Below are 26,522 nucleotides of genomic sequence, written 5' to 3'. Positions count from 1 at the left end.
GCCTCAGTGGTTCGAGGACGTCGCCCAGAGGTTGATGCCCGCGTCGACGGCGTGCTTGTCGATCTTCGCGAGCTCATCATCACTGAAGCCGAGGTTCTTGACCGCGAGCAGGTTGTCGTCGAGCTGCTCGACGCTGGAGGCGCCGACGAGCACCGACGTCACCCGGTCGTCGCGCAGCAGCCAGGCGAGTGCCATCTGGGCGAGCGTCTGGCCGCGCTTCTTGGCCATCGTGTTGAGCGCGCGGACGTGCTTGAGCGACTCCTCGGTGAGCAGGTCGGGCGACAGGCTCTTGCCCTGCGAGGCGCGTGACCCCTCGGGGACGCCCTTGAGGTACTTGCTCGTGAGCATCCCCTGCGCCAGCGGCGAGAACGCGATGCACCCGACGCCGGTCTCCTCCAGGACGTCGAGGAGGCCTGCGCCGCCGCCGGAGGCAGTTGCAGACTCGACCCAACGGTTGAGCATCGAGTAGGACGGCTGGTGGATGAGCAGGGGAGTGCCGAGCTCGCGCAGGATCTCGACGGCCTCGCGGGTGCGGGGGCCGGAGTAGGACGAGATGCCGACGTAGAGCGCCTTGCCCTGTCGCACAAGGGAGTCCAGCGCGCCCATCGTCTCCTCGAGCGGGGTCGTCTCGTCGAAGCGGTGGCTGTAGAAGATGTCGACGTAGTCGAGCCCCATCCGCTTCAGCGACTGGTCGGCGCTCGCGAGGATGTACTTGCGGCCGCCCCCGCCCTGTCCGTAGGGGCCGGGCCACATGTCGTAACCGGCTTTGCTGCTGATGACGAGCTCGTCGCGGTACGGCCTGAAGTCGCGGGCGAAGAGGGTCCCGAAGTTGCGCTCGGCGCTGCCGTAGGGAGGCCCGTAGTTGTTCGCGAGGTCGAAGTGGGTGATGCCCCGGTCGAACGCGCGACGCAGGATCGCCTGCTGACGCTCGAGCGGGACGTCGTCACCGAAGTTGTGCCACAGGCCCAGCGAGATGGCCGGCAGGTCGAGACCCGACCGCCCGACCCGGCGGAACGGCATACCAGCGCGGTAGCGGCCAGCGGCCGCCTTGTACTCGTCGACGTGGAAGGTCATGCGTCCATTCTGCCCGCGCCCAGCGTCACCACGGGATGGTCCACCTTCCGAGACGCCGATGTCGTATGCCGGTCACGCGCGGCTACCGTGGGGACCAGGTCATGAGTGCCAGCGACAAGCCCCGGCTCGCTGGCCGGCAACCCTCCAACCGCGGTGGGGTGCCCCGGGTGAAGACCGGGCGCGACGTCGACCGACGTCCCGCAAGCACGGCACACACAAGGAGCAAGGCCATGGCCGACGACCCCACTTCCGGCACCCCGAACTGGTCCTTCGAGACCCGTCAGATCCATGCCGGGCAGGAGCCCGACCCGACGACAGGTGCACGCGCACTGCCGATCTACCAGACGACCTCCTACGTCTTCAAGGACACCGAGCACGCGGCAAACCTGTTCGCGCTCAAGGAGTTCGGCAACATCTACACGCGCATCATGAACCCGACGCAGGACGCCGTCGAGCAGCGCATCGCCTCGCTCGAAGGTGGCGTCGGTGCCCTCCTCGTCGCGTCCGGGCAGGCCGCCGAGACCCTCGCGATCCTCAACGTCGCCGAGGCCGGCGACCACGTCGTCGCGTCGCCGTCGCTCTATGGCGGCACGTTCAACCTGCTCAAGCACACGCTGCCGAAGTTCGGCATCCAGGTGACCTTCGTCGACGACCCGGCTGACCCGGAGTCGTGGCGAGCAGCGGTGCAGGACAACACGAAGCTGTTCTTCGGCGAGACCATCTCGAACCCCAAGATCGAGATCCTCGACATCGAGGCCGTGGCCGCGGTGGCCCACGAGGCAGGTGTCCCGCTCATCGTCGACAACACCGTCGCGACGCCCTACGTCCTGCGCCCGCTCGAGCACGGCGCCGACATCGTCGTGCACTCGGCGACGAAGTACCTCGGCGGCCACGGCACGACCATCGCCGGCGTCATCGTCGACGGTGGCACGTTCGACTTCGGCAAGGACCCCAAGAGGTTCCCGAACTTCAACACGCCCGAGGAGAGCTACCACGGGCTGGTCTTCGCGCGTGACCTCGGCGTCGGCGGTGCTCTCGGCGCCAACCTCGCCTACATCCTCAAGGCGCGGGTCCAGCTGCTGCGCGACCTCGGTCCGGCTGTGGCGCCGTTCAACGCGTTCCTCATCGCGCAGGGCATCGAGACGCTCAGCCTCCGCATCGACCGGCACCTCGAGAACACCCGCAAGGTCGCGGAGTTCCTCCGGGGCCACGAGCAGGTCGAGTCGGTGCGCTGGGCCTCGCTGCCGGGCGACGACTACTACGAGCTCGCGCAGAAGTACACGCCCAAGGGCTCCGGCGCCGTCCTCGCGTTCGAGATCGCCGGCGGAGTCGAGGCCGGTCGGACGTTCGTCGAGTCGCTGCGGCTGCACTCGCACGTCGCCAACCTCGGCGACGTCCGTTCGCTGGCGATCCACCCGGCGACGACGACCCACTCGCAGGGACCCGACTCGGACCGGCTGGCCGCGGGCGTGACGCCCGGGCTCGTGCGCCTCGCAGTCGGCATCGAGCACATCGACGACATCCTCGCCGACCTCGAGCAGGGCTTCACCGCGGCGAAGGGCGCCTGAGCACCCCGACTTCTTGCCCGGATGCGCCAGCGAGCCTGTCGCATCCGGGCAAGAAGTCGTTGGGCCTGAGCGAGGGCCCGGGGGCTGTGGACAACTCGACGGCCGTGCCCGCGGTTCGCCCTAGCGTCGTCGCCATGACGACGATGCGCATCGAGGCGGAGTGGATCGCCCAGCTCGGGGTCTCGCTCGGCGACATCAGCGCGCAGCTGGCGCAGGCGGGCGACGGCGGTGAGGACGCAGCCGCGTTCGGTCCCGGCGACGCGGCGGCGGCCTTCGACCACCTCATGGCGGGGTGGCGCCGTCAGCGGCTCGCCCTCGTCGAGCAGCTGGCCGACCTCTCCGACAGGGCTTCGGTTGCCGGAGCCGCCTTCGTCGAGACCGAGGAGAGGGTCGGCCGGTCCCTCGCCGGGGGGTCCCAGTGACCCGGGCGCTGCTCCCGCTCAGCGGCCATCCCGAACGGCTGCGCCTGCTTGCAGAGGCCCTCACGGGTGGCGCCACCCGGCTGTCGGCCGTCAACACCGTGCTGCTCGGCCTACGCGCCGGCGTGCGCTGGGACAGTCCGTCGGGGCACGCGTTCGAGGCGGCCGTCCAGGCGCCACCACCCGTGATCGCCGCCGTCATCGAGAGGTATGCCGGTGCGTCCCGGGCGCTGCGCACCCTCGCCGACTCGCTCGAGGCAGCCCAGCACGAGGTGGCCCGGGCGATGATCGCGCACGACGAGGCGTGGCACCGGCACGACGCCTTCATGAGCCGGCGTGGGTTCGCCGTCGACCCGGTCGAGCAACAGGATCTCGAGCGCGCCATGAACGCCGAGATCGCCCTCATCGATGACGCCGAGCGGCGCCATGCCCGAGCCGTCGAGCTCCACCGCGAGGCGGACCGTTCGTGCACCCGAGCGCTGCGGGCCCTGGCGCGGGACGGGATCGAGGACACCACGGCATACAGGGCGGTCGTCGGGGCGGGGACGGTGTCCAAGCCGGTCGCCATGCTCGGCGGGATGCTGCCGGGCCGGCTCAAGCTCATCGGCGTCGCCGGCGCCGCCACGGGCACACTCAGCGAGGTGGGTCTCCTCGTCTTCTACGACGAGGGCTCGTGGAAGCAGGTGGGCACGAACGCGCTCGTCGCCGTCGGGACGGCCGCGGGCTCGGTCATGGCCGCCGGCTCCGCGGTGGGCGTCAGGGTCGCCGTCGAGCGCGGACAGCGGGTCTTCACCAAGGTGACCCACCCGTCGACCGGGTCCCGGCTCGGCGCGGGCGCGCGGACCACGTTCGACGACTGGGTGCGCGGGTGGCGGGTCAAGGCCGGGTTGCCGGTGGCACCCGCTCAGGTCCGGATCCCACCGCGGCCCCTTCCTGCCGCGACGTCCATGACCGGCAAGGCTGTCAACGCGGCCACGCGGGCCGTCGACAACGCCGTCCTCGACGGCTGGCGGGTCGCCACAGCGGGCGGTCCACAGGCCCAGCGGATGTTTGTCGCCGGCATGACGCTCAAGCACGCCCCCACCGTCGCCGCGAAGGTCGACAGGGTCCACGACGGCCGGGTGGAGCGGCAGGAGCAGGCGGCCTGTCGCGAGCGTGAGAGAGGCGAGGTGCCCGTGGAGCTCAGGGTGCAGTGACCTCGAGGACCCCGTGGGCCCCGCGTTCGGCGTCGACCATGAGGTGCGAGACGAACGGGTAGTGCCCTGGTTCGGGCAGGGCCAGCTCGACGAACCCGCCCTGGGCGGGGTGCAGCCCGAGCGACTGGGCTCCGCCCACGCTGCCCGGGGATCCGGGCCTCAGCGAGAACGCACCCTCGGCGAAGACTGTGTCGAACTGCCCTCCGACGACGTGGAAGGACGACGCCCGGTTCGGGCCGGCGTCGAGCACCCAGAGCCGCACCCGCTCCCCGACGCCCGCGCGAAGCGGGTCGTGGTCGTACTGGTTGGCGAACCCGTTGAAGACGACGGCGTCCGGACGCTCCGCGTTGACCTTGTCGGCATCCGCGGAGGGCAGGCCCGGATAGAGCTCGGACTGCACGAGGAGGTACTCCCGGTCGACCGGCGCGAGTCCGGGCGGGTCGATGACCACGGCACCGAACATGCCACTCGCGATGTGCAGCGACATCGGCATGGTGCTGCAGTGGTACATCCACACGCCGGCCCGCGTGGCGGTGAACGAGAAGGTGTGGCTCGACCCGGGCGCGATGGTGCGCATCGCGCCGTCGGGCGCCAGCGACCCCGCGTGGAAGTCGACCGAGTGACCGATCGTGGCCTCGTTGTGCAGCGTGATGACGAACCGGTCACCGACCCGGCCTCGGAGCACCGGACCGGGCGTCGTGCCGTTGAACGTCCAGAGCCGCTGTCGCACACCGACGCCCACCTCGCGCTCGACCTCGCGCACGGTGAGCTCCACGTGGTGGGTCCGGCTCGGCGACGCCGGTGGGAGGGCCGCGTCGCGTGCTCGGAAGCCGGGCAGGGGAGCGGCCATGAAGTCGAACCGCGGTGCGGGTGAGGCGTTCTGCCGCGGCGCAGCGTCGCTGTCGTTCTCCTGGGTCGAGTGTCCAGTGGCCGCATGCTCCACCGAGTCGGACCGGGTGGCCGCGTCGAGGCCGGTCACCTCGACGGCGAACAGCATGCCCATCTGCCGGTGGCCGGCGATGGTGCACCAGCCGTCGAGACCCCTGCCCACCACCGGGACCTCCAGCCTTCCGCTCGACCCGGGCGCGATGCGTCCGCTGCGCTCGCCGCTCTCCAGGGCGAGGTCGTGCACGTCCTCGTCTGCGTTCGCGAGCTCGACGACGAGCCGGTTGCCGGCCGGGACCGCGACCCGGTCGGGGTGGAACCGCATCCCGCGGGCCTCCACCCGCACCGTGGTCGTCGCCCCGGTGGCACTGATGCCCCCCGCCGCCGAGCGTCCGACGCCGCCCAGGGCGCTCGGGTCGGCGGCGGCGCCCGCGGCCACGGCGAGGACGACCGCTGCGAGTCCGAGCGCTCCCATGCCCGTATGCCGTCCGCGTACCACCGCTCCCGGCTCCGGCACGTGGCGGGCCGGGTGGGTCGGCACGGGGCCGATCGGACGCTGCGAGCGACGCAGGGCCCCGCCGAGGAGTGGCACGAAGGACGCCATCGCGCCCAGCACGAGCATCGAGACGAGGACCCTGACGAGGCTCGGGGAGGGCAGGAGGCAGACGAGGAGACCGGTGTTGGCGACGACGACACGCAGCGCGGCACCTCGCTCGAGGGTGGCGTTGAGCTCGCGCACGCGCGCCGGCCCGCCGCCGAGGACCACGGGCACGAGGTGGGTGAGGGCCCCGAGGAGGACCTGTGCCGCGAAGCCGACGGCAAGTGGCACCGCGACCCGGTTCCCGCTCTCGCCGGCGGCTGCCCAGTCGGGAGCAGTGGCGAGCAGCATCGCGAACCACGCGACCGAGACGACGAACCAGCCGGTCGCCGCGAGCACGGACCACGCGGCATACGACTGCGGTGGCTTGGTGCGGGCAGCGACGAGGAGCGGACTGAGGGACCAGAGGGCTCCGCAGAGGTAGGTGACCACGCCCAGCGCGGCGAGGGTGAGCGCCCCCGCGGCAGCTGCCGCGCCCACCACCGAGAGGCCGAGGACGAGTACGGGGAGCGAGCGCCGGGTGGAGCGCTCGGCACCGTCGGGGATGCGGGTCCGCAGGATGGTGGGCCACAGGGTCAGGACCGTGCCGATGACGGTGAGCCCCACCCAGCCGAGCACGTTGACGGTGAGGTGCGCGACGAGCAGGCGGCCGTGGACAGGATCGGCTGGCTCTCGTGCCAGGAGAGTCCCGAGGATGGCTCCGACCGGGAGCATGAGCGCGGCACCCACGTAGTGGTGGATCGTCGTGCCGAAGCGTCCGGGCAGGGCGCGTCTCATGAGGCGAAGTAGCGAGATGCCGTGTGCTGCAGCCGATGCGCCGACGACCAAGGCGCCGAACAGGGCGAGCTGCCACACCTGGCCGACGACACCGGCGACCACCGTGGCGACACCGATGTTGAGCGAAAGCAGGCGCACAGCTTCCCAGCGTCTCCTCGACGGTGCCGCGCGCAGGAGGGCGCGGGCGAAGTGGGTGCTCCACACGAGGATCGCGTTCGTCACGGCACCGAGCAGCAGCAGGTGGACCATGAGCCAGCGGGCCTCGGGCAGGAAGGGGTGGGTCAGGGTGGTGGCGAGGAGGGCGAGCAGCCACAGGACGACGCCACTGTTGGCGGCCACGTGCCACCTCACGCGGGACTTCATCCGGCTCGCCGCCCGGCCGTCGTCGCGGACCGGGCGAGCACCGCGACGAGGAGGAGCACCGCGGCGACGTTGAGTGCACCGCCCAGCTGCCGAGCCGGCTCCCACCCACGCAGGTCACCGACCGCGACGCGCAGCAGCAACGAACCGTGGAGGAGCACGGCCGGCGCCCACAGAGCCGACCGGTAGGGCAGTCGCACCCGGAGCACGGCCGGGAGGATGACCGGGGCGTGGGCCATGATCATCGACAGCGTGAAGCCGAGGAAGACGCAGTGGACCACCGCGTCGTAGGTGGCTCCGTCGAGGACCGGGCTGCCGAGGAGCCAGAGCAGGGCTGCCACGGCGAGCCAGGCGTAGCCGGCGAGGAGGCAGGCGGCGGCGAACCGGGGCAGACCGGTGTCGTGGACAGTCCGTCTCGCGACGTCGTGTCCGGCGAGCCAGACCACGAGTCCGGCGAGAACGAGGCCGAACAGGGCCTGGCCGGCCTCGGGCCAGAGCAGCGACGCCACCGCCGCCCCACAGAGCCCGAAGGCGCCAAGGACGACCGGGCCGGACCGCGCGAGCTCGATGCGGGCCAGCTCCAGGCGCTCGCCGGCGATGGTGAGCACGACGAAGCCGGCGAGCCAGGGAAGGAGGCGTGGCACGGGCACGTCCCTCAGCCACAGGAGCGATGCACCGAGGGCGAGCACACTGCCGAGCGCCTGCACGGTCACGGCCTCGTCGCGCTGTCGTCGCCAGAGGGCGACGAGGACCAGGCCGAGCGCCGCCGATCCGGCCACGAGGAGCAGCTGTCCGAGCCTGCCGGTCGCAGTGGGAACGAGGAGCAGCCCTCCCGTCCCCAGCAGTGCGGGCGCGGCGTAGCCGGCGCGGTGGCGCAGGGCGACCGCTCGCTCGAGCGCGATGAGCGTGCCGACGAAGCCCAGGACGAGCAGGAAGCCGTGCACGTCCGGCAGGCGGCTGCCGAGGGGAAGAGCCGGGGCGTCGAGGAGGAGCAGCCCGGCGTCGAGCCCGAGAAGGAGGGCCACCGCCCCGGGGACGAGAAATGGGACGCGCCACAGCCCGGGCGGGACAGCCGAACCACGACGGGTCCGTGGAGGGAGGGACGTCGCCGAGGCGTTCACCGTCGCGTCGTCGCTCGCATCGGCACGGACGCGCAGCATCAGGACCTCGCAGGGCCGGCGCTCGACCCGGCGCGGCGCGTTGCTGCGTGGCCGAGGTGGAGAAGGCAGGCGCCGGGCTCGGCGAACGGGACGAGCGCGGCCGGCTCGTCGTCGGCACCCCACGTGTCGAGGGCCCCGCGCACGATCCCGAGGTGGACCGAGCAGACCACGTCGGGCTGGTCCACGGCGGCCTCGAGCAGGGGGCACGTCGTGAGGCGGGTCGTGGTGGCGCGGGAGTCGGTGGCCGGCTCGAAGCCGAGGTGGCCCAAGAGCCCAACGACTGCCCGCCGGGCGGCTACCGCGCCCCGGCGCTCGGGGCGGCGATCGTCGGCGAGCCGTCGCCCCCACAGCTCACCGGCAGCGGCGGCCTCACGCCGTGGGTCGGGGCTGGTGGCGGCCAGCTGCATCGCCAGGGCCGTCGCGAGCCCGGCGTACTCGGGTGCGCCGGGCTCGGGGGCCGGCACCGCGGCATACAACCAGGCCGGTCGACCGCGCCCGGTCGCGGCCCGGGCCTCGCGTGTCGCGAGCCGCGCGGCGACGAGGGCGTCGAGGTGCTCACGGACGGTGTTGGAGTGCTGGCCGGTGGACTCAGCGACCTCCGCGACCGAGACCGGCGCCTCGAGGCGCTCGAGCACCTCGAGGACGGCGCCGGCGGCTCGGCTGGGCGCCTCGCGGACCCTGCTCGTCGTGGCCGGACGGGGGCCGAGGCCTGCAGCCATCCGTTCGTCAAGGGCCGCCGTCGCCCGGATTGGATTATTCACGGAACAAAGTGTATTAAATAGATGCGGCCTCACGCCAACCGGGGGCCCTCAGGGAAGGAACCACCGTGAACGACGTCGTCGTCGCCAGCTCCGCGTCCGACTCCGAAGCCGTCGAGGCGGTGAAGCAGCACCACGCACACATGGCCGGCACCCTCGCCGGGCTGGTCGACAGGGTCCTCGACGCGACGGACGACGCGACCGCCCTCCGGGCGCGCGACGCCCTCGTCCGTTGGGCCGAGGGGGACCTCGTCCCGCACGCCCGTGCCGAGGAGGCGGCGATGTATCCCCTCGCGCACGCCGACGAGCGCGCCGGCCTGCTCGTCGAGGCGATGCTCGCCGAGCACGTCCTCATCGTCGGGCTCGTCGGCCGCCTCGCCGCGGCGCCCGACCACGTGCACGCCGCAGCCGAGGCACGCGCCCTCGCGGTGACGTTCGACAGCCACCTCGCGAAGGAGAACGACCAGATCCTCCCCCTGCTCGCGGGCAAGCCCGACGTGTCGCTGTCCGCGGCGCTCGCGGGGATGCACGAGCTGCTCGGGGGCCACGAGCACAGCCACGACCCCGACCACGGTCACGACGAACACGGCGACGCCGGGGACCGCCGCGAGGCAGCCCCCACCTCGGCTGCCGAACCGGCGCCGGGCGGTGGGTGCGGTGGCGCCTGCGCCTGCGGCGAGAGCGACGGCGCCGACTACCCCGAGCTCGACGCACGCGATGTCCCGCACGCCATCCGGCACGCGACGATCTTCGGTGCCCTCGACGGCGTCGAGCCCGGCGGCGGCCTGGTCCTCGTCGCTCCGCACGACCCGCTGCCTTTTCTGCGCCAGCTCGAGGGACGCGCCCCCGGTGCCTTCACGGTCGAGTACCTCGAACGGGGACCGGAGGCCTGGCGTCTCCAGCTCGTCCGGGGCTGACCTCGCGGAGGCCGGCCCAGCCCGCCGCGGGACCTCTCCGGCGCCGGACGACCGGCCGGCGCCGGAGAACTCGGACGACCCGTGTCCCGCGCCCGACCTATCCTTGAGCGCGTGCCCGAGCCCCGACCCGTCGTCGCCGACCGTGGGCCGGTCGACCCCGAGCGCCTGAGGTACCCCGAGCAGCTCCCCGTCGTCGAGCGCCGCGACGACATCCTCGCCGCGATCCGTGACCACCAGGTCGTCGTCATCGCCGGAGAGACCGGCTCCGGCAAGACGACGCAGCTGCCCAAGATGTGCCTCGAGCTCGGCCTCGGCGCCACCGGGCAGATCGGCCACACCCAACCCCGGCGGATCGCCGCCCGCTCGGTCGCCGAGCGCATCGCCGAGGAGATGGAGGTCGAGCTCGGCGACCTCGTCGGCTACCAGGTGCGTTTCACCGACCACTCCAGCGACCGCACCCGGGTCAAGGTCATGACCGACGGCATCCTGCTCGCCGAGATGCAACGCGACCGCGACCTGCGCCGGTACGACACGATCATCATCGACGAGGCCCACGAGCGCTCGCTCAACATCGACTTCATCCTCGGCTACCTCAAGTCCCTTCTGCCGCGCCGGCCGGACCTCAAGGTCGTCATCACCTCGGCGACGATCGACCCCGCCCGCTTCGCCGAGCACTTCGCCACGGACGCCCACGGCAAGGCGGTGCGCGAGGTCCCCGTCATCGAGGTCTCCGGCCGGACCTACCCCGTCGAGATCCGCTACCGCCCGCTCGTCGAGCGCGCCGAGGGCGGTCACGTCATCGAGGAGCGCGACCAGGTCACCGCGGTCTGCGACGCCGTCACCGAGCTGTGGACCGAGACCCCACCGGGCCACACGGCGACCGACATCCTCGTGTTCTTCTCGGGCGAGCGCGAGATCCGCGACGCCGCGGACGCCCTCAACGCGCTCGCCCTGCCGAGCACCGAGGTGCTCCCGCTCTATGCCCGTCTGTCGTCAGCCGAGCAGCACCGGGTCTTCACCCGGGGCAAGGGTCGCCGGATCATCCTCGCCACCAACGTCGCCGAGACCTCGCTCACCGTGCCCGGCATCGGCTACGTCATCGACACCGGAACCGCCCGCATCTCGCGCTACTCCCAGCGCACCAAGGTCCAGCGGCTGCCCATCGAGCCCATCTCACAGGCGAGTGCGGCCCAGCGTTCGGGTCGGTGCGGCCGCGTCGCGGACGGCATCGCGATCCGGCTCTACTCGGAGGAGGACTTCGAGAGCCGTGCCGAGTTCACGGAGCCCGAGATCCAGCGCACGTCGCTGGCCGCGGTCATCCTCCAGATGACCGCGCTCGGGCTCGGCGACATCGCCCGCTTCCCGTTCGTCGACCCCCCGGACCCGCGCCAGATCGCCGACGGCGTCCGGCTGCTCGACGAGCTCGGCGCCCTGCGCGACGGGCAGGGGAGGCGGGGCGAGAAGCGGCTCACGGCATACGGCAAGACGCTCGCGAGACTGCCGCTCGACCCGCGCATGGGACGCATGCTCATCGAGGCGGGGCGACTCGGCTGCACCAAGGAGGTCCTCGTCATCGTCGCCGCGCTGTCGATCCAGGACCCGCGCGAGCGGCCCGTCGACAAGGAGGCGCAGGCCCAGCAGCAGCACGCGCGCTTCAAGAGCGAGACCTCCGACTTCGCCGGCTTCCACGCCCTGTGGCGCTACCTCAAGGAGCAGCAGAAAGCCTTGTCCGGCAGCGCTTTTCGCCGGATGTGCAAGGCCGAGTTCCTCCACTACCTCCGGATCCGCGAGTGGCAGGACCTGCACCAGCAGCTCCGCAGCGCGTGCAAGCAGGCGCGCATCGACTCCGAGCAGAGCACCGCTTCCGCAGGAGGCGAACCCGACTGGGACCTCGTGCACAAGGCCCTCCTCGCGGGTCTCCTCTCGCACGTCGGCGTGCGTGACGAGCAGAAGCGTGAGTATGCCGGCGCGCGCGGTTCGCGGTTCGGCATCAACCCGGGGTCGGGCCTGTTCAAGAAGCAGCCCGACGTCGTCATGGCCGCCGAGCTCGTCGAGACGACGCGGCTGTGGGCCCGGGTCAACGCCGCCATCGACCCGCTGTGGGCCGAGGAGGTCGGCGCGCACGTGGTCAAGCGGACGTTCAGCGAGCCCCGGTGGAGCAAGTCGCAGGGGAGCGTCATCGCCTCCGAGCGGGTCACCCTCTACGGCGTCCCGCTCGTCGTGGACCGCACCGTGCAGTACGGCCGGATCAACCAGGAGGAGGCGCGCGACCTCTTCATCCGCCACGCCCTCGTCGAGGGTGACTGGGACACCCACCACAAATTCTGGAAGGCGAACACCGCTCTCCTGCAGCGACTCTCGGAGCTGGAGGAGCGGGCCCGCCGCCGCGACCTCATCGTCGACGACGAGGTCGTCTTCGAGTTCTACGACGCGCGCATCCCGCCGGACGTCACGTCGGCGCGCCACTTCGACCGGTGGTGGAGGGGCGAGCAGCGACGCCGGCCCGACCTGCTGACGTTCACCGAGGAGCTGCTCACCCGCGAGGACGCCGACGCGGTCTCGGCCGGCGACTACCCGCGCTCGTGGCGTCAGGGCGACCTCGAGCTCGACGTGACCTACCAGTTCTCGCCGGGCGAGGCCGCCGACGGCGTCACCGTCCACGTCCCCACCGCCGTGCTCAACCGCGTGAGCGCCGACGGCTTCGACTGGCAGGTCCCCGGTCTGCGCGAGGACCTCGCCGTCGCCCTGCTCAAGTCGCTGCCCAAGGCGACCCGCCGGCACTTCGTCCCGACCCCGGACCACGCTCATGCTGCGCTGGCCGCCGCCGACGCCACCTCCGGCGCGGCGTTCACGGACGAGCTGGCCCGGGTCCTGCGTGAGCGCACCGGCGTGAGCATCCCGCCGGGGGAGTGGGACTGGAGCCGGGTCCCGGACCACCTGCGCATCACGTTCTCGGTCGAGGCGCCGGGCGGCCGGGTCGTCGCCCGAGGCAAGGACCTCGACGAGCTGCGCCCGAAGTCCGAGGGTGCCGTGCGCCGGCGCATGGCCAGGGCGGGCGCGTCGATCGAGCGTCGTGGACTCACGGCGTGGACGGTCGACGACGTCCCGCGCACCTTCGAAGGCCGCTCGGCGGGCCACACCGTCCAGGGCTACCCGGCCCTGGTCGACGAGGGCACATCCGTCGCGCTGCGCGTGCTCGACCACCCCGGCACGGCCGCGGCGGCCCACCGGCAGGGCGTCCGACGCCTGCTCCTGCTCAACACGACCGCCCCGTGGAAGCGGGTGCTCGCCCGGCTCAGCAACGCCCAGAAGCTCGCTCTCGGCCAGAACCCCCACGGCTCCGTCCCCGCACTCCTCGAGGACTGCCTCGCGGCTGCGGTCGACGCCATCGTCGCGGAGCACGTCGCCGGGGAGGTCCGGACCAAGGCGGAGTTCGAGACCGCGCACACCGCCGTCCGCACCCACGTCGTCACCCGTGTCCTCCTGACCATCGAGGCGGTCGAGCCAGTGCTCGCCCTCGCCGGTGACGTGCGCCGCCGTCTCGACGCGATCGAGTCGGGCGCCGCCGCCCGCAGCCTCGCGACCACCACCGCCGACGTCCGGGCGCAGCTCGACGGCCTCGTCCGCGCCGGCTTCGTCGCCGACTCCGGGCTGGCGCGGATGCCGCACCTCCAGCGCTACCTCAGGGCCATGCTCCAGCGACTCGAGCGGGCCGCGACGAACCCGCGTGAAAGCCAGCTGCAGGCACAGGTCGACAGCATCGAGACGGCATACGCCGACCTCCTCGACGCCCTCCCGGCCACCGCCACACACGCACCCGAGGTGACCGAGATCGGCTGGATGATCGAGGAGCTGCGAGTCAGCCTCTTCGCCCAGTCGCTGGGCACCGCGCACCCCGTGAGCGAGAAGCGCGTGCGCAACGCGATCGCGGCGGCGACGCCATGAGGGAATCTCCGCGGCCACCGGCACGTTTGACCGAACACGTGACCCCCCTGAGAGGCTGTTCCCGTGCAGAACCCGTCTGACCTCTACCGCTTCGAGATCGATGTCCAGCCGCCGACCCGGCAGCCGGGCGCACTCATCGTGCTCCTCGGTGCCTTCATCGACGCCGGCAACATCCAGCGCATCCTCGGCACCCACCTCGTCGACACCTCCCACGCGGAGGTCGTCGCGACGTTCGACGTCGACGCGCTGCTCGACTACCGCGGACGCCGCCCGGCGATGGTGTTCGACACCAACCGCTGGGAGAGCTACGCCGACCCGTCGATGGTGCTCTACCGCATGAGCGACCGCGACGGCCAGACCTACTACCTGCTCACGGGTCCCGAGCCGGACTTCCAGTGGGAGCGGACGATCGAGGCGATCCGCCAGCTCATCCAGATCCTCGGGATCACTCTCGTCGTCACGAGCCACGGCATCCCCATGGGTGTCCCGCACACGCGTCCCGTCGGGATGACCGCGCACGCCACGGACCCGCGCCTCGTCGGTGACAAGGAGTCGCCGTTCGGCCAGGTGCAGGTGCCCGCGAGCTTCCCGGCGCTGCTCGAGCTGCGTCTCGGTGAGGCCGGTCGCGACGCGCTCGGGTTCGCGATCCACGTGCCGCAGTACCTCGCCCAGGCCGAGTGGGCCGAGGGTGCCCTCGCCGCGCTCAACGCGATCACCGACGCCACCGGGCTCAACCTGCCCAACGACGAGCTCGTCGCCAAGGCCGGGGTCAACAACCGCGAGATCGCGGCCGAGCTCGACGACAACGCCGAGGCCGGTCAGATCGTCAGCGCCCTCGAGCAGCAGTACGACGCGTTCGTCGAGGGCCAGGAGCGCCCCAGCCTGCTCGCGACCGAGGCCGAGGACCTCCCGTCGGCCGACGAGCTCGGTGCCGACATCGAGGAGTTCCTCCGCAACGTCAGCGACGACTGACCGTCCCTCCAGGGGTATGCCGGCCGCTCCGGTGCCGTTGTCGGGGCCACCTCGCGCTGTCGCGGGCTGATCTGCTGGCGACGACGCAGGACGGCGGCGACAACCGGCTGTGCGTCGGGTCTGGCGTCTGGCCCGGCGCGTCAGTCCTTGGCGTCGGACCAGCGGGAGATGACCGAGGTGTCGGCGACGAAGCGCACCGGCGCCCCGGCCGCCCACCGGCGTGACGCGTCGGCCAGCGCCTGGTCGACGAGGGCGGCCACCTCGTCGGCCCGCTCGATCGGGGCGTGCACGAGCAGTTCGTCGTGCAGGCACAGCACGATCTGGGCACCGAGTGGCCCGCCGAGTGCGCGCACCGTCGCCGCCCACGCCTTGAAGAGCTCGGCGGCAGCGCCCTGGATGATCGCGTTGCGGGCGAACCGTCCCCGCGCCGCGTCGAGGGCCGGGTTGGTGCCGACGGGGGACTGGGCGAGGAAGCGGCCCGTGGGGATGAGCCGCCCACCGAACGTCCGCAACGGCTCCCCACGCACCCCGCTCTCGTAGGCCCGGTCGAGCAGCCCCATCGCCACCGGGTAGGCCCGCTCGAGCCCGCGCAGCGCCTCACCGGCGGCGCCGCTGCGTTGGCCGTACATCGCCGCCAGCACCGCGACCTTGGCCACCGGACGCTCCACCCCGAGGCGGGCCGCGACCGGCGCATAGAGGTCGTCGGCGCGGGTGGCCTCGGCGAACACGGGGTCACCGGAGACCACGGCGAGCACCCGCGGCTCGATCTGCCCTAGGTCGGCTCTGACGAACACGTGCCCCGGGTGCGCGGCCACGCCGGAGCGCAGGGCGGCGGGCAGGTTGTGCAGGCCGTTCTCGGCGGTCATCCGCCCGGCCGCGCCGTCACAGGCCGACCACCCTCCCCGCAACCGGTCGTCCGGCCCGACGCACTCGTCGAGCCACCGGTAGCCGTAGGTCGTCGCGATCCGCTCGGCCTTGCGCCACGTGAGCAGCGCGTCGACGACGGGGTGGACCTGGCGGTAGGCGTCGAGCACCCACTTGCGGGTGTTGGGCACGTCGACGCCGACGGCCGCGAGCATGTCGCGCACCTGCTGCGGGTTGCGTAGGTCGGTCGACTCGCGGCCGGGCACGTGGCGCAGGACCTCGGCGTCGCGCTCGTGGCGGGCGGCCGCCGCGGCCTCCTCCGACGCCGCCCGCGGTCCGGCGAACTCCCCGATGAGCCGCTCCATGACGACCCGGTCGACCGGCAGGCCACCCCACTCGAGCTCGAGGCACATGAGCGCCGCCGCCGACTCCGAGTGGATCGTGCCGACCGTCCGTGCCCGCAGCGACTCGGCCCGATCCCGCTGCCGCACAGCGCACTCGAGCGCAGCCTCGGCCCAGCGCAGCAGGCGGTCGTCGCTCTCCAGCCACCCCGAGGCGGCGTCGGCGCGCAGGTGGCCGTCGGGCCGGACGAGCTCGTCCGGCCCCACCTCGTCACCTGCGGAGAAGTCGAACAGGTCGCCTGCCGACGGCGCCGGCATCGTCGACAGGGGTATGCCGTGTGCTCCCGCCCAGACGCGGCCGGGCTCGGCGTTCCAGCCGCCGTGGAGGATGCGGTGGGCCTCGGCGAGGTCCCAGGCCCGGGCGATCGGTGAGCCGAGAGCGGAGGCCAGCTCACCGGCATACCGGGCGGACCACCAGACCCACCGCGGCCTTGAGGCGGACTCGATCCCGGCCATCTCGCGAGCCACGTCCGCGACGGAGCCCACGTGCCGCACACCGTCGCCGACGAGGGCGGCGCGGCCACCGTGGACGACAGCGGCGACGAGGTCGGCGGGGCCGCCGGGAGGGGGCATGGGCGAAGCCTAGGTGAGGGCCAGGACACCTCCGCGCGCGAGCGGCATACCCGCCCTGACGTGGCAGGATCGGTGCGGACAGCAGCGTCGCGGCAGCGACGAGACAGCTTCGCAACGGCACCGGGGCGACCCGGGCGCCACAGGAGGTCATCAGTGGGACTCTTCGGACTCGGCAAGGACGATGCCAAGGACGCCAAGGACCGGATCGCGCAGACCAAGTCCGCGCTCGAGCAGGCCCAGGAGGCGCCCAAGGACCAAGGCTTCGTCGGCAACTCCGCGACCAAGATGGTCGAGAACCTCCTCGACACCGGCATCGACGGCAAGGGTCCGTTCGACTCCGCGGCCAAGGTCGCGGCCGCCGCACTCAAGAAGAACGGCGGCAACGCCGACGCGGCCGTCGACGACATCGTCAAGAGCCACCTCAAGCTCGCGGCCGCAGGCGGGTTCGTCACGAGCCTCGGTGGGTTCATCACCCTCCCGGTCTCGCTGCCGGCCAACGTCCTCGGCTTCTACCTCATCGCCACGCGCATGACCGGCGCCATCGCGCAGGTGCGCGGCCACGACATCGCCCAGCCGCAGATCCGCACGGCCGTCCTGCTCACGCTCGTGGGCGCCGACGCCGACGACCTTCTGGCCAAGGCCGGCATGGTCGCGCCCACCGGTCGCCTCACCAACCTCGCGGCCCAGCGCCTGCCCGGCCCGGCCCTCATGGTCGTCAACAAGGCGATCGGGTTCCGGCTGCTCTCGACCGCCGGCAAGAAGACGTTCTCGCGCTTCGGCCGCAACGTCCCGCTCGTCGGCGGTGTCGTCGGCGCCGGGCTCGACGGCTGGCTGCTCAAGCGGATCTCGGACAACGCGCGTCGTGAGTTCCCCACGGCGACGGCGCAGATCGCGAGGGGCTGACCCATGGCGATGGCCTCCAAGGTCACGACGTTCAAGAGCCTCGCCACGGCGATCCGCATCGCCACGCGTCCCGGCGGACCGTCGATGGTCGAGCGCGCCCAGGCGGTGCCGCGGCTGGTCAGGGCGGTGCGCTCGGGTGAGTACACCGGCACCTCCGTGGGTCGGCTGCTCATGATCGCGGGCGCCGCGGGCTACCTCGTCTCCCCGGTCGACCTCCTGCCCGAGGCGCTGCTGGGGGCCTTCGGGCTGGCCGACGACGCGGTCGTGGGCTCGTGGCTGGCCGCCCAGCTCGTCACCGAGACCGAGGCGTTCCTCGAGTGGGAGCGCCGGACCGGTCGTGGCACCGGCCATGGCGCCGGCGCCGATCCCGTACCGGGCGTGGTCGTCGACGACGCGGTGCGTGGCGGTTCCGTCCCACCTCGTGCGTGAGCATCGTCCACAGGCGTCCCGTATGCCGTCCGCCGTCCACAGGCGCGTGACCTGACCCTTCCCGGGCTGCCCGACACGTCCTGACGCTGGGGTCATGACCTCAGTGAAGATCTCCACCACCGAAGAGCTGCTGGCCCTGCTGCCGCACCAGCTCGGGCACCGGCCGGAGCAGTGCGTCGCCATCATCATGGTGACCGACCGGATCCTGGGACCCGTCGCGCGCATCGACATCCCGCCCGAGAAGGACGTCGGCCCGACGGCCGAGCACCTTCTCGAGAGCCTGCGACGGGTCGGCCCGCAGGCGGCCATGCTCGTCGGCCACGACACGGTGCCGGGGGAGTCGCGGTCGCTGCTGCGTGCCCTTCACGCCGGACTGGTCGCCGCAGGCGTCGGCATCATCGACCACGTCGTCGTGCGCGACGGACGGTGGTGGGGGTGGTGCTGCCGGCCCGGGGACGAGCTCGACGGACTCCTCGCCGAGCACCTCGACGGTCACCCGCTGCCGGACGAGGCCACGGTGCCGGCCGTCGCCGAGTTCATCGCGCGCGGGAGCGCGCCGCTGGCGAGCCGCGACGAGGTGAGTGCTCTCGTGGCCGAGGACCCTGCACTGAGCCGTGGAGTCGGTGACGTCCTGGCCGACCTCTGGGAGCAGTTCTGCGACGAGGTCGACCCGGAGGGCGTCGTCCCGGCGGGGGTGCACGACGACGAGGGGTGCGACGGGGCGTGCCGGTCCGGGTGCGACTGGTGCGACTCGTGGAGCCCTGACACCGGTGACGAGGAGGACGACGAGGAGCGCGCCGCGCGAGAGGCCTCGCTGGGCGAGGCACTGTCCCGCATCCGAGCACGCCTGCGCGAGCTCGACCGGGTTCCGGATCTGTGGGCGCACGTCCTGGCCCCGGTCGGGGAGCGCGGTGACTCCTTCACCGTGTCCGACGACGCAGTGGCCCGCATGGCGCACTCGCTCGCGGACAAGGACTGGCGCGACTCGCTCGTCGCGTGGATGTCACCGGTGATGTTCCCGCTCGACCTCGTCGACGAGACCTCCCGGGCCCTCCTCGTCGAGCACGTGCCCGCTGGTCCGACCACCACGTCGGAGCAGTCCGAGGTGGTGCTCCGGCGGGTGCTGCACCTCGCCACGCGCGTCCCCGACGAGTTCGCCGTCGAGGCGGCGGCGATGAGCACGGTGGCGGGCTGCGTCGCCTGGGGAGTGGGCAACGGCGCCACGGCCGGCGACGCCGTCGAGCGGGCGCTGCGCGTCCACCCCGACTACATGCTCGCGGGCTATCTCTCGCAGATGGTCCAGCACCAGATGCGACCTCGGCACCGGTGGCCCGACGTCGCCGCCTGAGGGCGCATCCACGGTGCGGACAGGCCTGCCGGGAGCGGGCGACGCGGACCTAGACTCGCCCCAAGGTCATGAGTCCCAGCGACAAGCCCCGGCTTGCTGGGCGGCAACCCTCCTCGCGGTGGGGTGCCCCGGGTGAAGACACGGCCCGTCGGCACCGGCGGGCAAGCGCGATCCGAGGAGCACCTCCGATGACCATCACCGACCTCCCGACGACGTCGTTCTGGCGCCCGGGCGACGACCCCGGCGAGCGGCAGTTCGCTGCTCTCGGCCCGGTCGCCCTCGAGCGCGGCGGCACGCTGCCGGACGTCACCGTGGCCTACGAAACCTGGGGCACCCTCAACGCGGCCCGCGACAACGCCGTCCTCGTCGAGCACGCGCTCACCGGCGACTCCCACGTCGAGGGCCCCCCGAGGGCGGGTCACCCGACCCCAGGCTGGTGGGACGGGCTCATCGGTCCGGGGCGACCGCTCGACACCGACCGGTTCTTCGTCGTCTCGAGCAACGTCCTCGGCGGGTGCCAGGGGACCACCGGCCCGTCGAGCGACGCGTCGGACGGGCGACCGTGGGGAGGCCGGTTCCCCTCCGTCACCATCCGCGACCAGGTGGCCGTCGAGGCGCTGCTCGCCGACCGTCTCGGCATCACGACCTGGGCCGGGGTCCTCGGCGGCTCCATGGGTGGGATGCGCGCGATCGAGTGGGCGACCTCCCACCCGGAGCGGGTCGCGACGTGCATCGTGCTCGCGTCGACGGCATACGCGACGGCCGACCAGATCGCCTGGTGCCAGCCGCAGCTGCTCGCCATCCGCAGCGACCCGGCCTTCCACGACGGCGACTACTACGAGCACGGCGTCGTGCCGAGCGACGGCCTCGGGATCGCGCGGCGGATCGCGCACGTGACCTACCGCCACGAGGGTGAGCTGGCCGAGCGCTTCGGGCGCGAGGCCCAGGCGGGGGAGGAGCCGCTGGACCGTGGTGGACGGTTCGCGGTCGAGTCCTACCTCGACCACCACGCAGGCAAGCTCGGTCGCAGGTTCGACGCGAACTCCTACCTCGTCCTCAGCGAGGCGATGAACAGCCACGACGTCGGCCGGGGCCGCGGTGGGGTCGCGTCGGCGCTCGCGGCCTTCGAGGGCCGGCTCGTCGTGGCGGGGGTCGACACCGACCGGCTCTATCCCGAGCGGCTCTCCGACGAGATCGCCGCGCTGCGTCCGGGGACGACTCTGCGGCACATCGCGTCGAGGTTCGGACACGACGGGTTCCTCATCGAGATCGAGCAGGTGGGCGCGATCATCCGCGAGGCGCTCGCCGACCGGACCTGAGCCGGCGCCACGAGACGTGGCCGGGCCCTCACTCGACGTGGCCGCGCGACGACGCGTGCCTGACCGCAGATCCGGCAGCCCGGGCTTCCGTGTCCTGCGTCACAAACTCCGGTAGCGTCCAGCCAAGGGCCATCCGGCTGCTCTGCTGACCAGAAGGAGACACTCGTGGCGATCGTCGTGGGATACATCCCGACCAAGGAAGGCGCAGCCGCGTTGGCGCGTGCCGGTGAGGAAGCACTCCTGCGCAAGACCGACCTCGTCGTCATCAACTCGGGTCGTGACGGCGCCGGCGACGACTCGGAGGAGCTCGACCGCCTCGGCGACGAGCTCAAGGCCAAGGGTGTGGGCGTCACGGTCCGCCAGCTCATCCGGGGCAACGAGCCGGCCGAGGACCTCATCGCCGTCGCCGAGGAGATCAAGGCCGACCTCATCGTCATCGGTCTGCGGCGCCGGACCCCCGTCGGCAAGCTCATCCTCGGCTCCAACGCGCAGCGCATCCTGCTCGACGCACCCTGCCCCGTCCTGGCCGTCAAGAGCTGACCCGGCACCTCCTTCGGCAACGCGCTGCGACCCCCTGGAATAGGGCTGGGGGGTCGCGGCGATTTATAATGGTGATGCACCCTTCGAGCAACGGCCGATCCTCACCCCTGCGGATCACGTCAGAAGGTGCACCAAACAGACCAGCCGGTCCGTGCTCCGCCCGAGCGTGAGCACCACCGTGCTCCCCGTGAACGAAAGGTTGTCGGTGTCGCCTGTGTCCACGAACGCCTCCGAGACGCCCCTCCCCGCCGAGTTCAGTCACCCCGCCCTGCAGGACCTCGTCCGCACGGGTCGCACGTCCGGCCAGGTGACCGGTGAGCAGGTGTCCCAGGCCATCGTCGCCGCCGGCGTGCGCGCCAACCGGGGTCGCGTCGTCCTCAAGGCACTCGCGGGCCAGGGCATCGAGGTCGTCATGATCACGCCCGAGCGCGCCGTGGCCGCCACCAAGGCCAGCGCCAAGAAGACGACGTCCGCGAGCACCAAGAAGGCCGCACCGGCCAAGAAGGCGGCGCCCGCCAAGAAGGCCGCGCCGGCCAAGAAGGCTGCGGCCAAGACTGCCGACGAGGCCCCGGCCAAGAAGACCGCGGCCAAGGCCGCCACGACCAAGAAGGCTGCCGCGGCCGCTGCGGCTCCGGCCAAGAAGGCCGCCGCCAAGGCTCCCGCCACCAAGAAGGCCGCCGCCAAGAAGGCCGCCGCCAAGAAGGCCGCCGACGGCGAGGAGGTCGAGACCGAAGAGGTCGACGAGGCCGAGCTGGCCAAGGTGGTCGAGGAGGCTGACGCCCCCACGACGGCCGGCGCCACCGACTCCGACGACGACACCGAAGACGGCGAGGGCGACGACAAGGCCAAGGCCGACGCCGTCCCCGAGACCGCCGGTGGCTTCGTCCTGCGCGACGACGACGAGGAGGACGCCCCCGTCCAGCAGGTCGTCACCGCTGGCGCGACGGCCGACCCGGTCAAGGACTACCTCAAGCAGATCGGCAAGGTCGCCCTCCTCAACGCCGAGCAGGAGGTCGAGCTCGCCAAGCGCATCGAGGCCGGCCTATTCAGCGAGGAGCGCCTCAACTCCGGCGACAAGATCGACATGAAGCTCAAGCGTGAGCTCTGGTGGATCGCCCAGGACGGCAAGAACGCCAAGAACCACCTGCTCGAGGCCAACCTGCGCCTCGTCGTCTCGCTGGCCAAGCGCTACACCGGTCGCGGGATGCTCTTCCTCGACCTCATCCAGGAGGGCAACCTCGGCCTCATCCGTGCGGTCGAGAAGTTCGACTACACCAAGGGCTACAAGTTCTCGACCTACGCGACGTGGTGGATCCGTCAGGCCATCACCCGCGCCATGGCCGACCAGGCGCGCACCATCCGCATCCCGGTCCACATGGTCGAGGTCATCAACAAGCTGGCCCGTGTCCAGCGCCAGATGCTCCAGGACCTGGGCCGTGAGCCCACCCCCGAGGAGCTCGCGCTCGAGCTCGACATGACGCCCGAGAAGGTCGTCGAGGTGCAGAAGTACGGCCGTGAGCCGATCTCGCTGCACACCCCGCTCGGCGAGGACGGCGACAGCGAGTTCGGTGACCTCATCGAGGACTCCGAGGCGGTCGTCCCGGCCGACGCCGTGAGCTTCACGCTCCTGCAGGAGCAGCTGCACTCGGTGCTCGACACGCTCTCCGAGCGCGAGGCCGGTGTGGTCTCGATGCGCTTCGGTCTCACCGACGGCCAGCCCAAGACGCTCGACGAGATCGGCAAGGTCTACGGCGTGACCCGTGAGCGGATCCGCCAGATCGAGTCCAAGACGATGAGCAAGCTCCGCCACCCGAGCCGTTCGCAGGCCCTGCGCGACTACCTCGACTGAGCGAGCCGCACCACACGCACGACGTATGCCGGCCTCGGGCACACGGCATACGTGCGTCGTGGCCGCCTCCGTGGAGGCGACCCGGCGAGATCAGCGGCGGCGCACGCGTGCCCACGCCTGGCGGGGCCAGTCCAGAGCCGCGTCCTTGGCGTCGTTCCACTGCCGGACCCCGTCACCGGGGACGAGGTAGGCGCGCGCCCGGTCGCTGCGCTGGCGCGCCGAGACGGCGGCCTTCCACACGGCCCGGGCGTCGTCGCCGACGTCGCCGACGGGTGTGTGGGGTGGGGCGTAGCGGGCCCGCTCGACGGTGTCGACGATGCGTCCCATGGCGGCCTTGGAGTCACCGGTGAGGATCGCGTCGGAGGTGAGCCGGGCCCCGGCCTGACGGGGAGTGCTGCCGGCCGGTGGCGCGATGCCGATGTCTCCGAGCCGGGAGATGAGTGAGGCCCACTCGGCCTCGACCCGCTCGGCGTCGTCGCGAGCGTCGAGCCTCAGACGTCGTCGGCGGACCCAGGCCGCGACGGGCAGGAGCAGCAGCGCGAGCAGCACACCGAGGGTGAGGCCCACGGCGAGGAGGTGGTCGCGCACCCAGCTCAGCGGACCGGGCAGCGAGGACGTCTGGTCGTTGACGGCGCCGAGGTCGCTGTCCGGGCGTTCGCTGGCCGTCGGTGCCGGCGCCGAGGTCGTCGCGCTCGCCGTCGGGCTCGTGGTGGGGTCGGCCTGGGTGGGGATGAGGCTGTAGACCGGTGCCGACCCGGCGCGCACGCCCGGCGTCGGCTCGAACCGCGTCCAGCCGAGGTCGGGGAACCACAGCTCGGGCCAGGCGTGGGCGTCCGCGGCGCGCACCGTGTAGCCGCCGTTGGCGAAGGTGCCCGGCAGGAAGCCGATCGCCATCCGGGCCGGGATCCCCTTGAGCCGAGCCGCCATGACGAACGCCGACGCGAACTGGACGCAGTAGCCGGTGCGCGACACGAGGAAGTTCGACAGGGGGTCCGACATCATCGTTCGCCCCGACACCGGGTCGGTCGGGGTCGGAAGCTGGAGCGAGTAGGTGTACTGGCTGCTGCGGAAGTGTGCCTGGAGCAGCCGGGCCGTCTCGAGCGGGGTGGCGTCGCTGGGCACGACCGAGTCGACGAGCTCGCTGAGGCGCAGGATGCCCTCGCCCCCGACCTCGGTGTAGATGCCTTGGTCGGAGCCGGCGGGCGCGGGACCGTCACCGGAGAAGTCGGCCTCGACCGGAGCGACCTCGCTGTAGGTCGCGGAGTAGTCGCCGCGCGAGCGGTCGACCTCGTAGCCCCCGACGAAGTTGCGCCGCAGGGGCACCCCGTTGAGGTCGACCGACCTCAGGGGAGTGGGCAGCGCGATCTGCGGTGCCTCGAGCCGGTTCTCGGTGACCTTGACCTCGACGTCGGTGCGCTTGACGTCCTGCGAACCGACGATCGGCTCGACCCCGTTGGTGACGACGCGGTTGGCGTCGAAGCCGGTGCTCCACTCGCCGCCCCGGTAGTCGGTGAGGATCGCGACCCGCAGCGGCACGGGCGTGCTGGTCGACGTCGTGTAGTCGATGACCGGCTGCTGCGACTGGCTCTCGAGCGAGCGGCGCAGGTCCAGGGTCGTGTTGAGCCGGACGCTGCCGCCGCCCTCGCCGTTCTCGGTGCGACCGAGCCCCTCGGCGAGGTAGGTCGTCGGCAGGTGCGGCACGACCATGGGCAGGACGACGGCGAGGGCGAGAGCGCCAGCGCCGAGCAGACGTGCCGTCCCGGCGACCCCGAGGACGGGGTCGTGCTCCTGGCCGTCGGACGTGCGCGGCACGGCCGTGCCCCACCGCCGGACGCTCGCGATGCCCTGGCTCGCGACGAGCCCGAGCCAGAACGCGATCGGCGGGACGAAGTACTTCCAGCTCAGCCCCTCACCCGAGTTCGTCGCGGAGACGAGGTATGCCGTGAGGAGACCGAGCCCTGACAGCGCGGGCAGGCGCAGGGTCACCGCGATCGTGTCGGTGGCCAGGGCGGTGAGCCCGACGAGCATGGTGATCCCGACGACGACCCCGCGCTCGGTCGGGACCGGGACGGAGAAGGCCATGACCGTCCGCTGCGCCTCCCCGAGCAGGATGCCGAACGTCCGCATGGTGTCGGGGCCGGGGAGCAGCCCGTAGTAGAGGTGTCCGCGGCCGTGCAGCCACGACACGACGAGGGTCGCCGCGACGAGCTGAGCCGCGAAGACCCGGATCGGGGAGGCCGTGACCGACCGCAGGACGAGGCCGACCACCGCGACCGTGGCGACGACGACCAGGGACGGGCGCACCCAGGCGTTGGAGTCGAAGAGGGTGAGCAGCGGCAGGGCGACGGTGAAGCTCGCGAGGGCGGCGAGCAGGGTCTCGACCGGACGGGCGCGGTTCATCGCGCACCCACCATCCGCCGCGACCCGGCGACGGCGGCCCAGGCGTCTCCCACGCCGACGTCGGGGGTGACGGGCAGGGCGGCCCAGCCGGCACCGGCGAGGGCTGCGGTGGTGGCCCTCGGGTCGAGGTCGCCACCTCGAGGCTGGTCGCCGCGCCCGAAGGACTGCCCGTCGACGACGAACGCGAGCCCGGGGCCACCGGGCTGGCGCAGCGAGGAGAGGGCGCGGGCGGAGTCGTCGTCCATGGCGCCCACGACGGCGACGACGAGACCGCCCTGCGCCGTGGCACCGCTCGCGGCGTGGAGCATGCTGCCGACGCCGGCCTCGTCGGAGGCGACGGTGCGGGCCAGGGTCTCGAGCGCGACGTCGAGGTCGGCGTCCTCGCGCACGCCCGACTCCTGGCCGGGGTCCGGGGTGAGGAGGTGCACGGCGAAGCCGGTGTCGAGCAGGTGGTTGACCGCCGACGCCGCCATCGTCACGGCCCACTCCAGCGATCCGGATGGTCCGGTGCCTCCGTGGGCCCGGGCGCGGGTGTCGAGCAGGACGACGGCGCGGCGCTTCGCCGGGCGGTCCTCCTGGCGGACCATGAGCTCGCCGGTCCGAGCGGTCGCGGGCCAGTGGATGCGTCGCAGGTCGTCGCCGTCGCGGTACTCACGGATGGACTGGTCGTCCTCGCCGTGCAGCGCGACGCGGTGGGGGACCGACCCCTCGGAGCCGAGGCCGCGGCCGAGCGCCCGACCGTCCGAGAGGGTGACGACGCGGGGGAGCACGAGCAGCTCGTCGTGGCTGCTGATCGACGTGTGGCGCAGGGTGAGGCCGAACGGATCCTGGACCCGGACGCCCAGCGGGCCGAGACGGTGCGCGCCACGCGCGTGGGCGCGGACGGCATACTCCACGTGCGTCCGGCCCCCAGCGGGAAGTCCGGGGACGACGAACCGCGGCCGGTCGCCCAGCGAGTAGTCGAGGTGCTCCTCCGCGAGGAGCACGGGCGAGCGTGCGGACGACGGGTTGGAGATCGTCATCCCGACGACGGCGGGCTCGTCGATCGTCACCCGTGACGGGTGTGCCTCACGCTCGACCACGAGGGCGAGATCGTGTCGTCGGCCGAGCATCGCCGCGAGGAGCGGCAGCGCGCACAGCGCCGTCCCGATCCGGCTGAGGTCGTGCTGGCCGAGCGCCAGCCCGGACAGCACGAGGACGATCCCCGACGCGAGGAAGGCCGCACCTCGAGTCGTGAGGGACTCACGGAAGCGACGCACGTCGCTGC

At 72.3% G+C, this 26,522-nt stretch carries 19 protein-coding genes and 2 riboswitches; of the genes, 12 read left to right on the top strand and 7 right to left on the bottom strand.

What is annotated here, in order from left to right; all coding sequences use genetic code 11:
• Positions 1-3: 3 nt before the first annotated feature.
• Entirely contained in the window at positions 4-1,074 is a 1,071-nt protein-coding gene (gene mgrA, locus ACSQ11_RS16310) for an L-glyceraldehyde 3-phosphate reductase (RefSeq protein ID WP_436007428.1), read from the bottom strand.
• A 97-nt stretch (positions 1,075-1,171) separates the two neighbouring features.
• Positions 1,172-1,287, top strand: a riboswitch (SAM riboswitch).
• 17 nt (positions 1,288-1,304) lie between these two features.
• Here mgrA and ACSQ11_RS16305 point away from each other — a divergent pair.
• From ACSQ11_RS16305 to ACSQ11_RS16295, 3 genes are all read left to right on the top strand, one after another.
• Complete coding sequence (locus ACSQ11_RS16305; RefSeq protein ID WP_436007426.1) at positions 1,305-2,642, top strand: bifunctional o-acetylhomoserine/o-acetylserine sulfhydrylase; 1,338 nt, start codon at positions 1,305-1,307, stop codon at positions 2,640-2,642.
• Positions 2,643-2,776: 134 nt separating this feature from the next.
• Entirely contained in the window at positions 2,777-3,064 is a 288-nt protein-coding gene (locus tag ACSQ11_RS16300; RefSeq protein ID WP_436007424.1) for a hypothetical protein, read from the top strand.
• Positions 3,061-4,257, top strand: coding sequence for a hypothetical protein (locus ACSQ11_RS16295; RefSeq protein ID WP_436007422.1), 1,197 nt, complete (start codon positions 3,061-3,063; stop codon positions 4,255-4,257). Before ACSQ11_RS16300 ends, ACSQ11_RS16295 begins: the two co-directional genes overlap by 4 nt.
• On the opposite strand, the gene ACSQ11_RS16290 is transcribed toward ACSQ11_RS16295, so the two are convergent.
• From ACSQ11_RS16290 to ACSQ11_RS16280, 3 genes are read right to left on the bottom strand one after another with little or no spacing between them, the layout of a single operon-like run.
• Entirely contained in the window at positions 4,244-6,868 is a 2,625-nt protein-coding gene (locus tag ACSQ11_RS16290) for a multicopper oxidase domain-containing protein (protein ID WP_436007420.1), read from the bottom strand. The two genes, ACSQ11_RS16295 and ACSQ11_RS16290, sit on opposite strands and share 14 nt — an antisense overlap.
• A gap of 8 nt (positions 6,869-6,876) precedes the next feature.
• Positions 6,877-8,037, bottom strand: a complete 1,161-nt coding sequence (locus tag ACSQ11_RS16285) for a hypothetical protein (protein ID WP_436007418.1) — start codon at positions 8,035-8,037, stop codon at positions 6,877-6,879.
• Positions 8,037-8,798 (bottom strand): helix-turn-helix transcriptional regulator, encoded by a 762-nt coding sequence (locus tag ACSQ11_RS16280; protein ID WP_436007416.1) that lies wholly within the window; start codon positions 8,796-8,798, stop codon positions 8,037-8,039. Before ACSQ11_RS16280 ends, ACSQ11_RS16285 begins: the two co-directional genes overlap by 1 nt.
• 65 nt (positions 8,799-8,863) lie before the next feature.
• On the opposite strand from ACSQ11_RS16280, the gene ACSQ11_RS16275 reads away from it, so the two are divergent.
• From ACSQ11_RS16275 to ACSQ11_RS16265, 3 genes are all read left to right on the top strand, one after another.
• Complete coding sequence (locus ACSQ11_RS16275) at positions 8,864-9,712, top strand: DUF2249 domain-containing protein (protein ID WP_436007414.1); 849 nt, start codon at positions 8,864-8,866, stop codon at positions 9,710-9,712.
• Between the two features lie 111 nt (positions 9,713-9,823).
• Positions 9,824-13,657, top strand: a complete 3,834-nt coding sequence (gene hrpA, locus ACSQ11_RS16270) for an ATP-dependent RNA helicase HrpA (RefSeq protein WP_436007412.1) — start codon at positions 9,824-9,826, stop codon at positions 13,655-13,657.
• Positions 13,658-13,720: 63 nt separating this feature from the next.
• Complete coding sequence (locus ACSQ11_RS16265) at positions 13,721-14,629, top strand: proteasome assembly chaperone family protein (protein ID WP_436007410.1); 909 nt, start codon at positions 13,721-13,723, stop codon at positions 14,627-14,629.
• Positions 14,630-14,769: 140 nt separating this feature from the next.
• On the opposite strand, the gene ACSQ11_RS16260 is transcribed toward ACSQ11_RS16265, so the two are convergent.
• Positions 14,770-16,467 carry a DNA polymerase gene (locus ACSQ11_RS16260; RefSeq protein WP_436007408.1) on the bottom strand — a complete coding sequence of 566 codons (1,698 nt, stop codon included), beginning with the start codon at positions 16,465-16,467 and terminating at the stop codon, positions 14,770-14,772.
• A gap of 153 nt (positions 16,468-16,620) precedes the next feature.
• Between ACSQ11_RS16260 and ACSQ11_RS16255 the strand changes: the two genes are divergently transcribed.
• From ACSQ11_RS16255 to ACSQ11_RS16230, 6 genes are all read left to right on the top strand, one after another.
• The gene (locus ACSQ11_RS16255) at positions 16,621-17,370 is read left to right on the top strand and encodes an EcsC family protein (protein ID WP_436007406.1); all 750 of its coding nucleotides are present in this window, start codon (positions 16,621-16,623) and stop codon (positions 17,368-17,370) included.
• Between the two features lie 3 nt (positions 17,371-17,373).
• Entirely contained in the window at positions 17,374-17,799 is a 426-nt protein-coding gene (locus ACSQ11_RS16250) for a YkvA family protein (RefSeq protein ID WP_436007404.1), read from the top strand.
• Between the two features lie 94 nt (positions 17,800-17,893).
• Complete coding sequence (locus ACSQ11_RS16245) at positions 17,894-19,147, top strand: DUF4192 domain-containing protein (protein WP_436007402.1); 1,254 nt, start codon at positions 17,894-17,896, stop codon at positions 19,145-19,147.
• Between the two features lie 64 nt (positions 19,148-19,211).
• A riboswitch (SAM riboswitch) is annotated at positions 19,212-19,321 on the top strand.
• A 14-nt stretch (positions 19,322-19,335) separates the two neighbouring features.
• Complete coding sequence (gene metX / locus ACSQ11_RS16240; RefSeq protein WP_436007400.1) at positions 19,336-20,466, top strand: homoserine O-acetyltransferase MetX; 1,131 nt, start codon at positions 19,336-19,338, stop codon at positions 20,464-20,466.
• 165 nt (positions 20,467-20,631) lie between these two features.
• The gene (locus tag ACSQ11_RS16235) at positions 20,632-21,006 is read left to right on the top strand and encodes a universal stress protein (protein WP_436007398.1); all 375 of its coding nucleotides are present in this window, start codon (positions 20,632-20,634) and stop codon (positions 21,004-21,006) included.
• A 214-nt stretch (positions 21,007-21,220) separates the two neighbouring features.
• Positions 21,221-22,855 carry an RNA polymerase sigma factor gene (locus ACSQ11_RS16230; RefSeq protein ID WP_436007396.1) on the top strand — a complete coding sequence of 545 codons (1,635 nt, stop codon included), beginning with the start codon at positions 21,221-21,223 and terminating at the stop codon, positions 22,853-22,855.
• 90 nt (positions 22,856-22,945) lie between these two features.
• Here ACSQ11_RS16230 and ACSQ11_RS16225 read toward each other — a convergent pair whose 3' ends face one another.
• Together ACSQ11_RS16225 and ACSQ11_RS16220 are read right to left on the bottom strand one after the other, a co-directional pair.
• The gene (locus ACSQ11_RS16225) at positions 22,946-25,255 is read right to left on the bottom strand and encodes a transglutaminase TgpA family protein (RefSeq protein ID WP_436007393.1); all 2,310 of its coding nucleotides are present in this window, start codon (positions 25,253-25,255) and stop codon (positions 22,946-22,948) included.
• Entirely contained in the window at positions 25,252-26,514 is a 1,263-nt protein-coding gene (locus ACSQ11_RS16220) for a DUF58 domain-containing protein (RefSeq protein WP_436007391.1), read from the bottom strand. Before ACSQ11_RS16220 ends, ACSQ11_RS16225 begins: the two co-directional genes overlap by 4 nt.
• Positions 26,515-26,522 lie beyond the last annotated feature (8 nt).

This window comes from Knoellia sp. LjRoot47 (genome assembly GCF_964253435.1).
Taxonomy (GTDB): Bacteria; Actinomycetota; Actinomycetes; order Actinomycetales; family Dermatophilaceae; genus Knoellia.
This window is presented reverse-complemented; position numbering and strand designations above follow the sequence as displayed.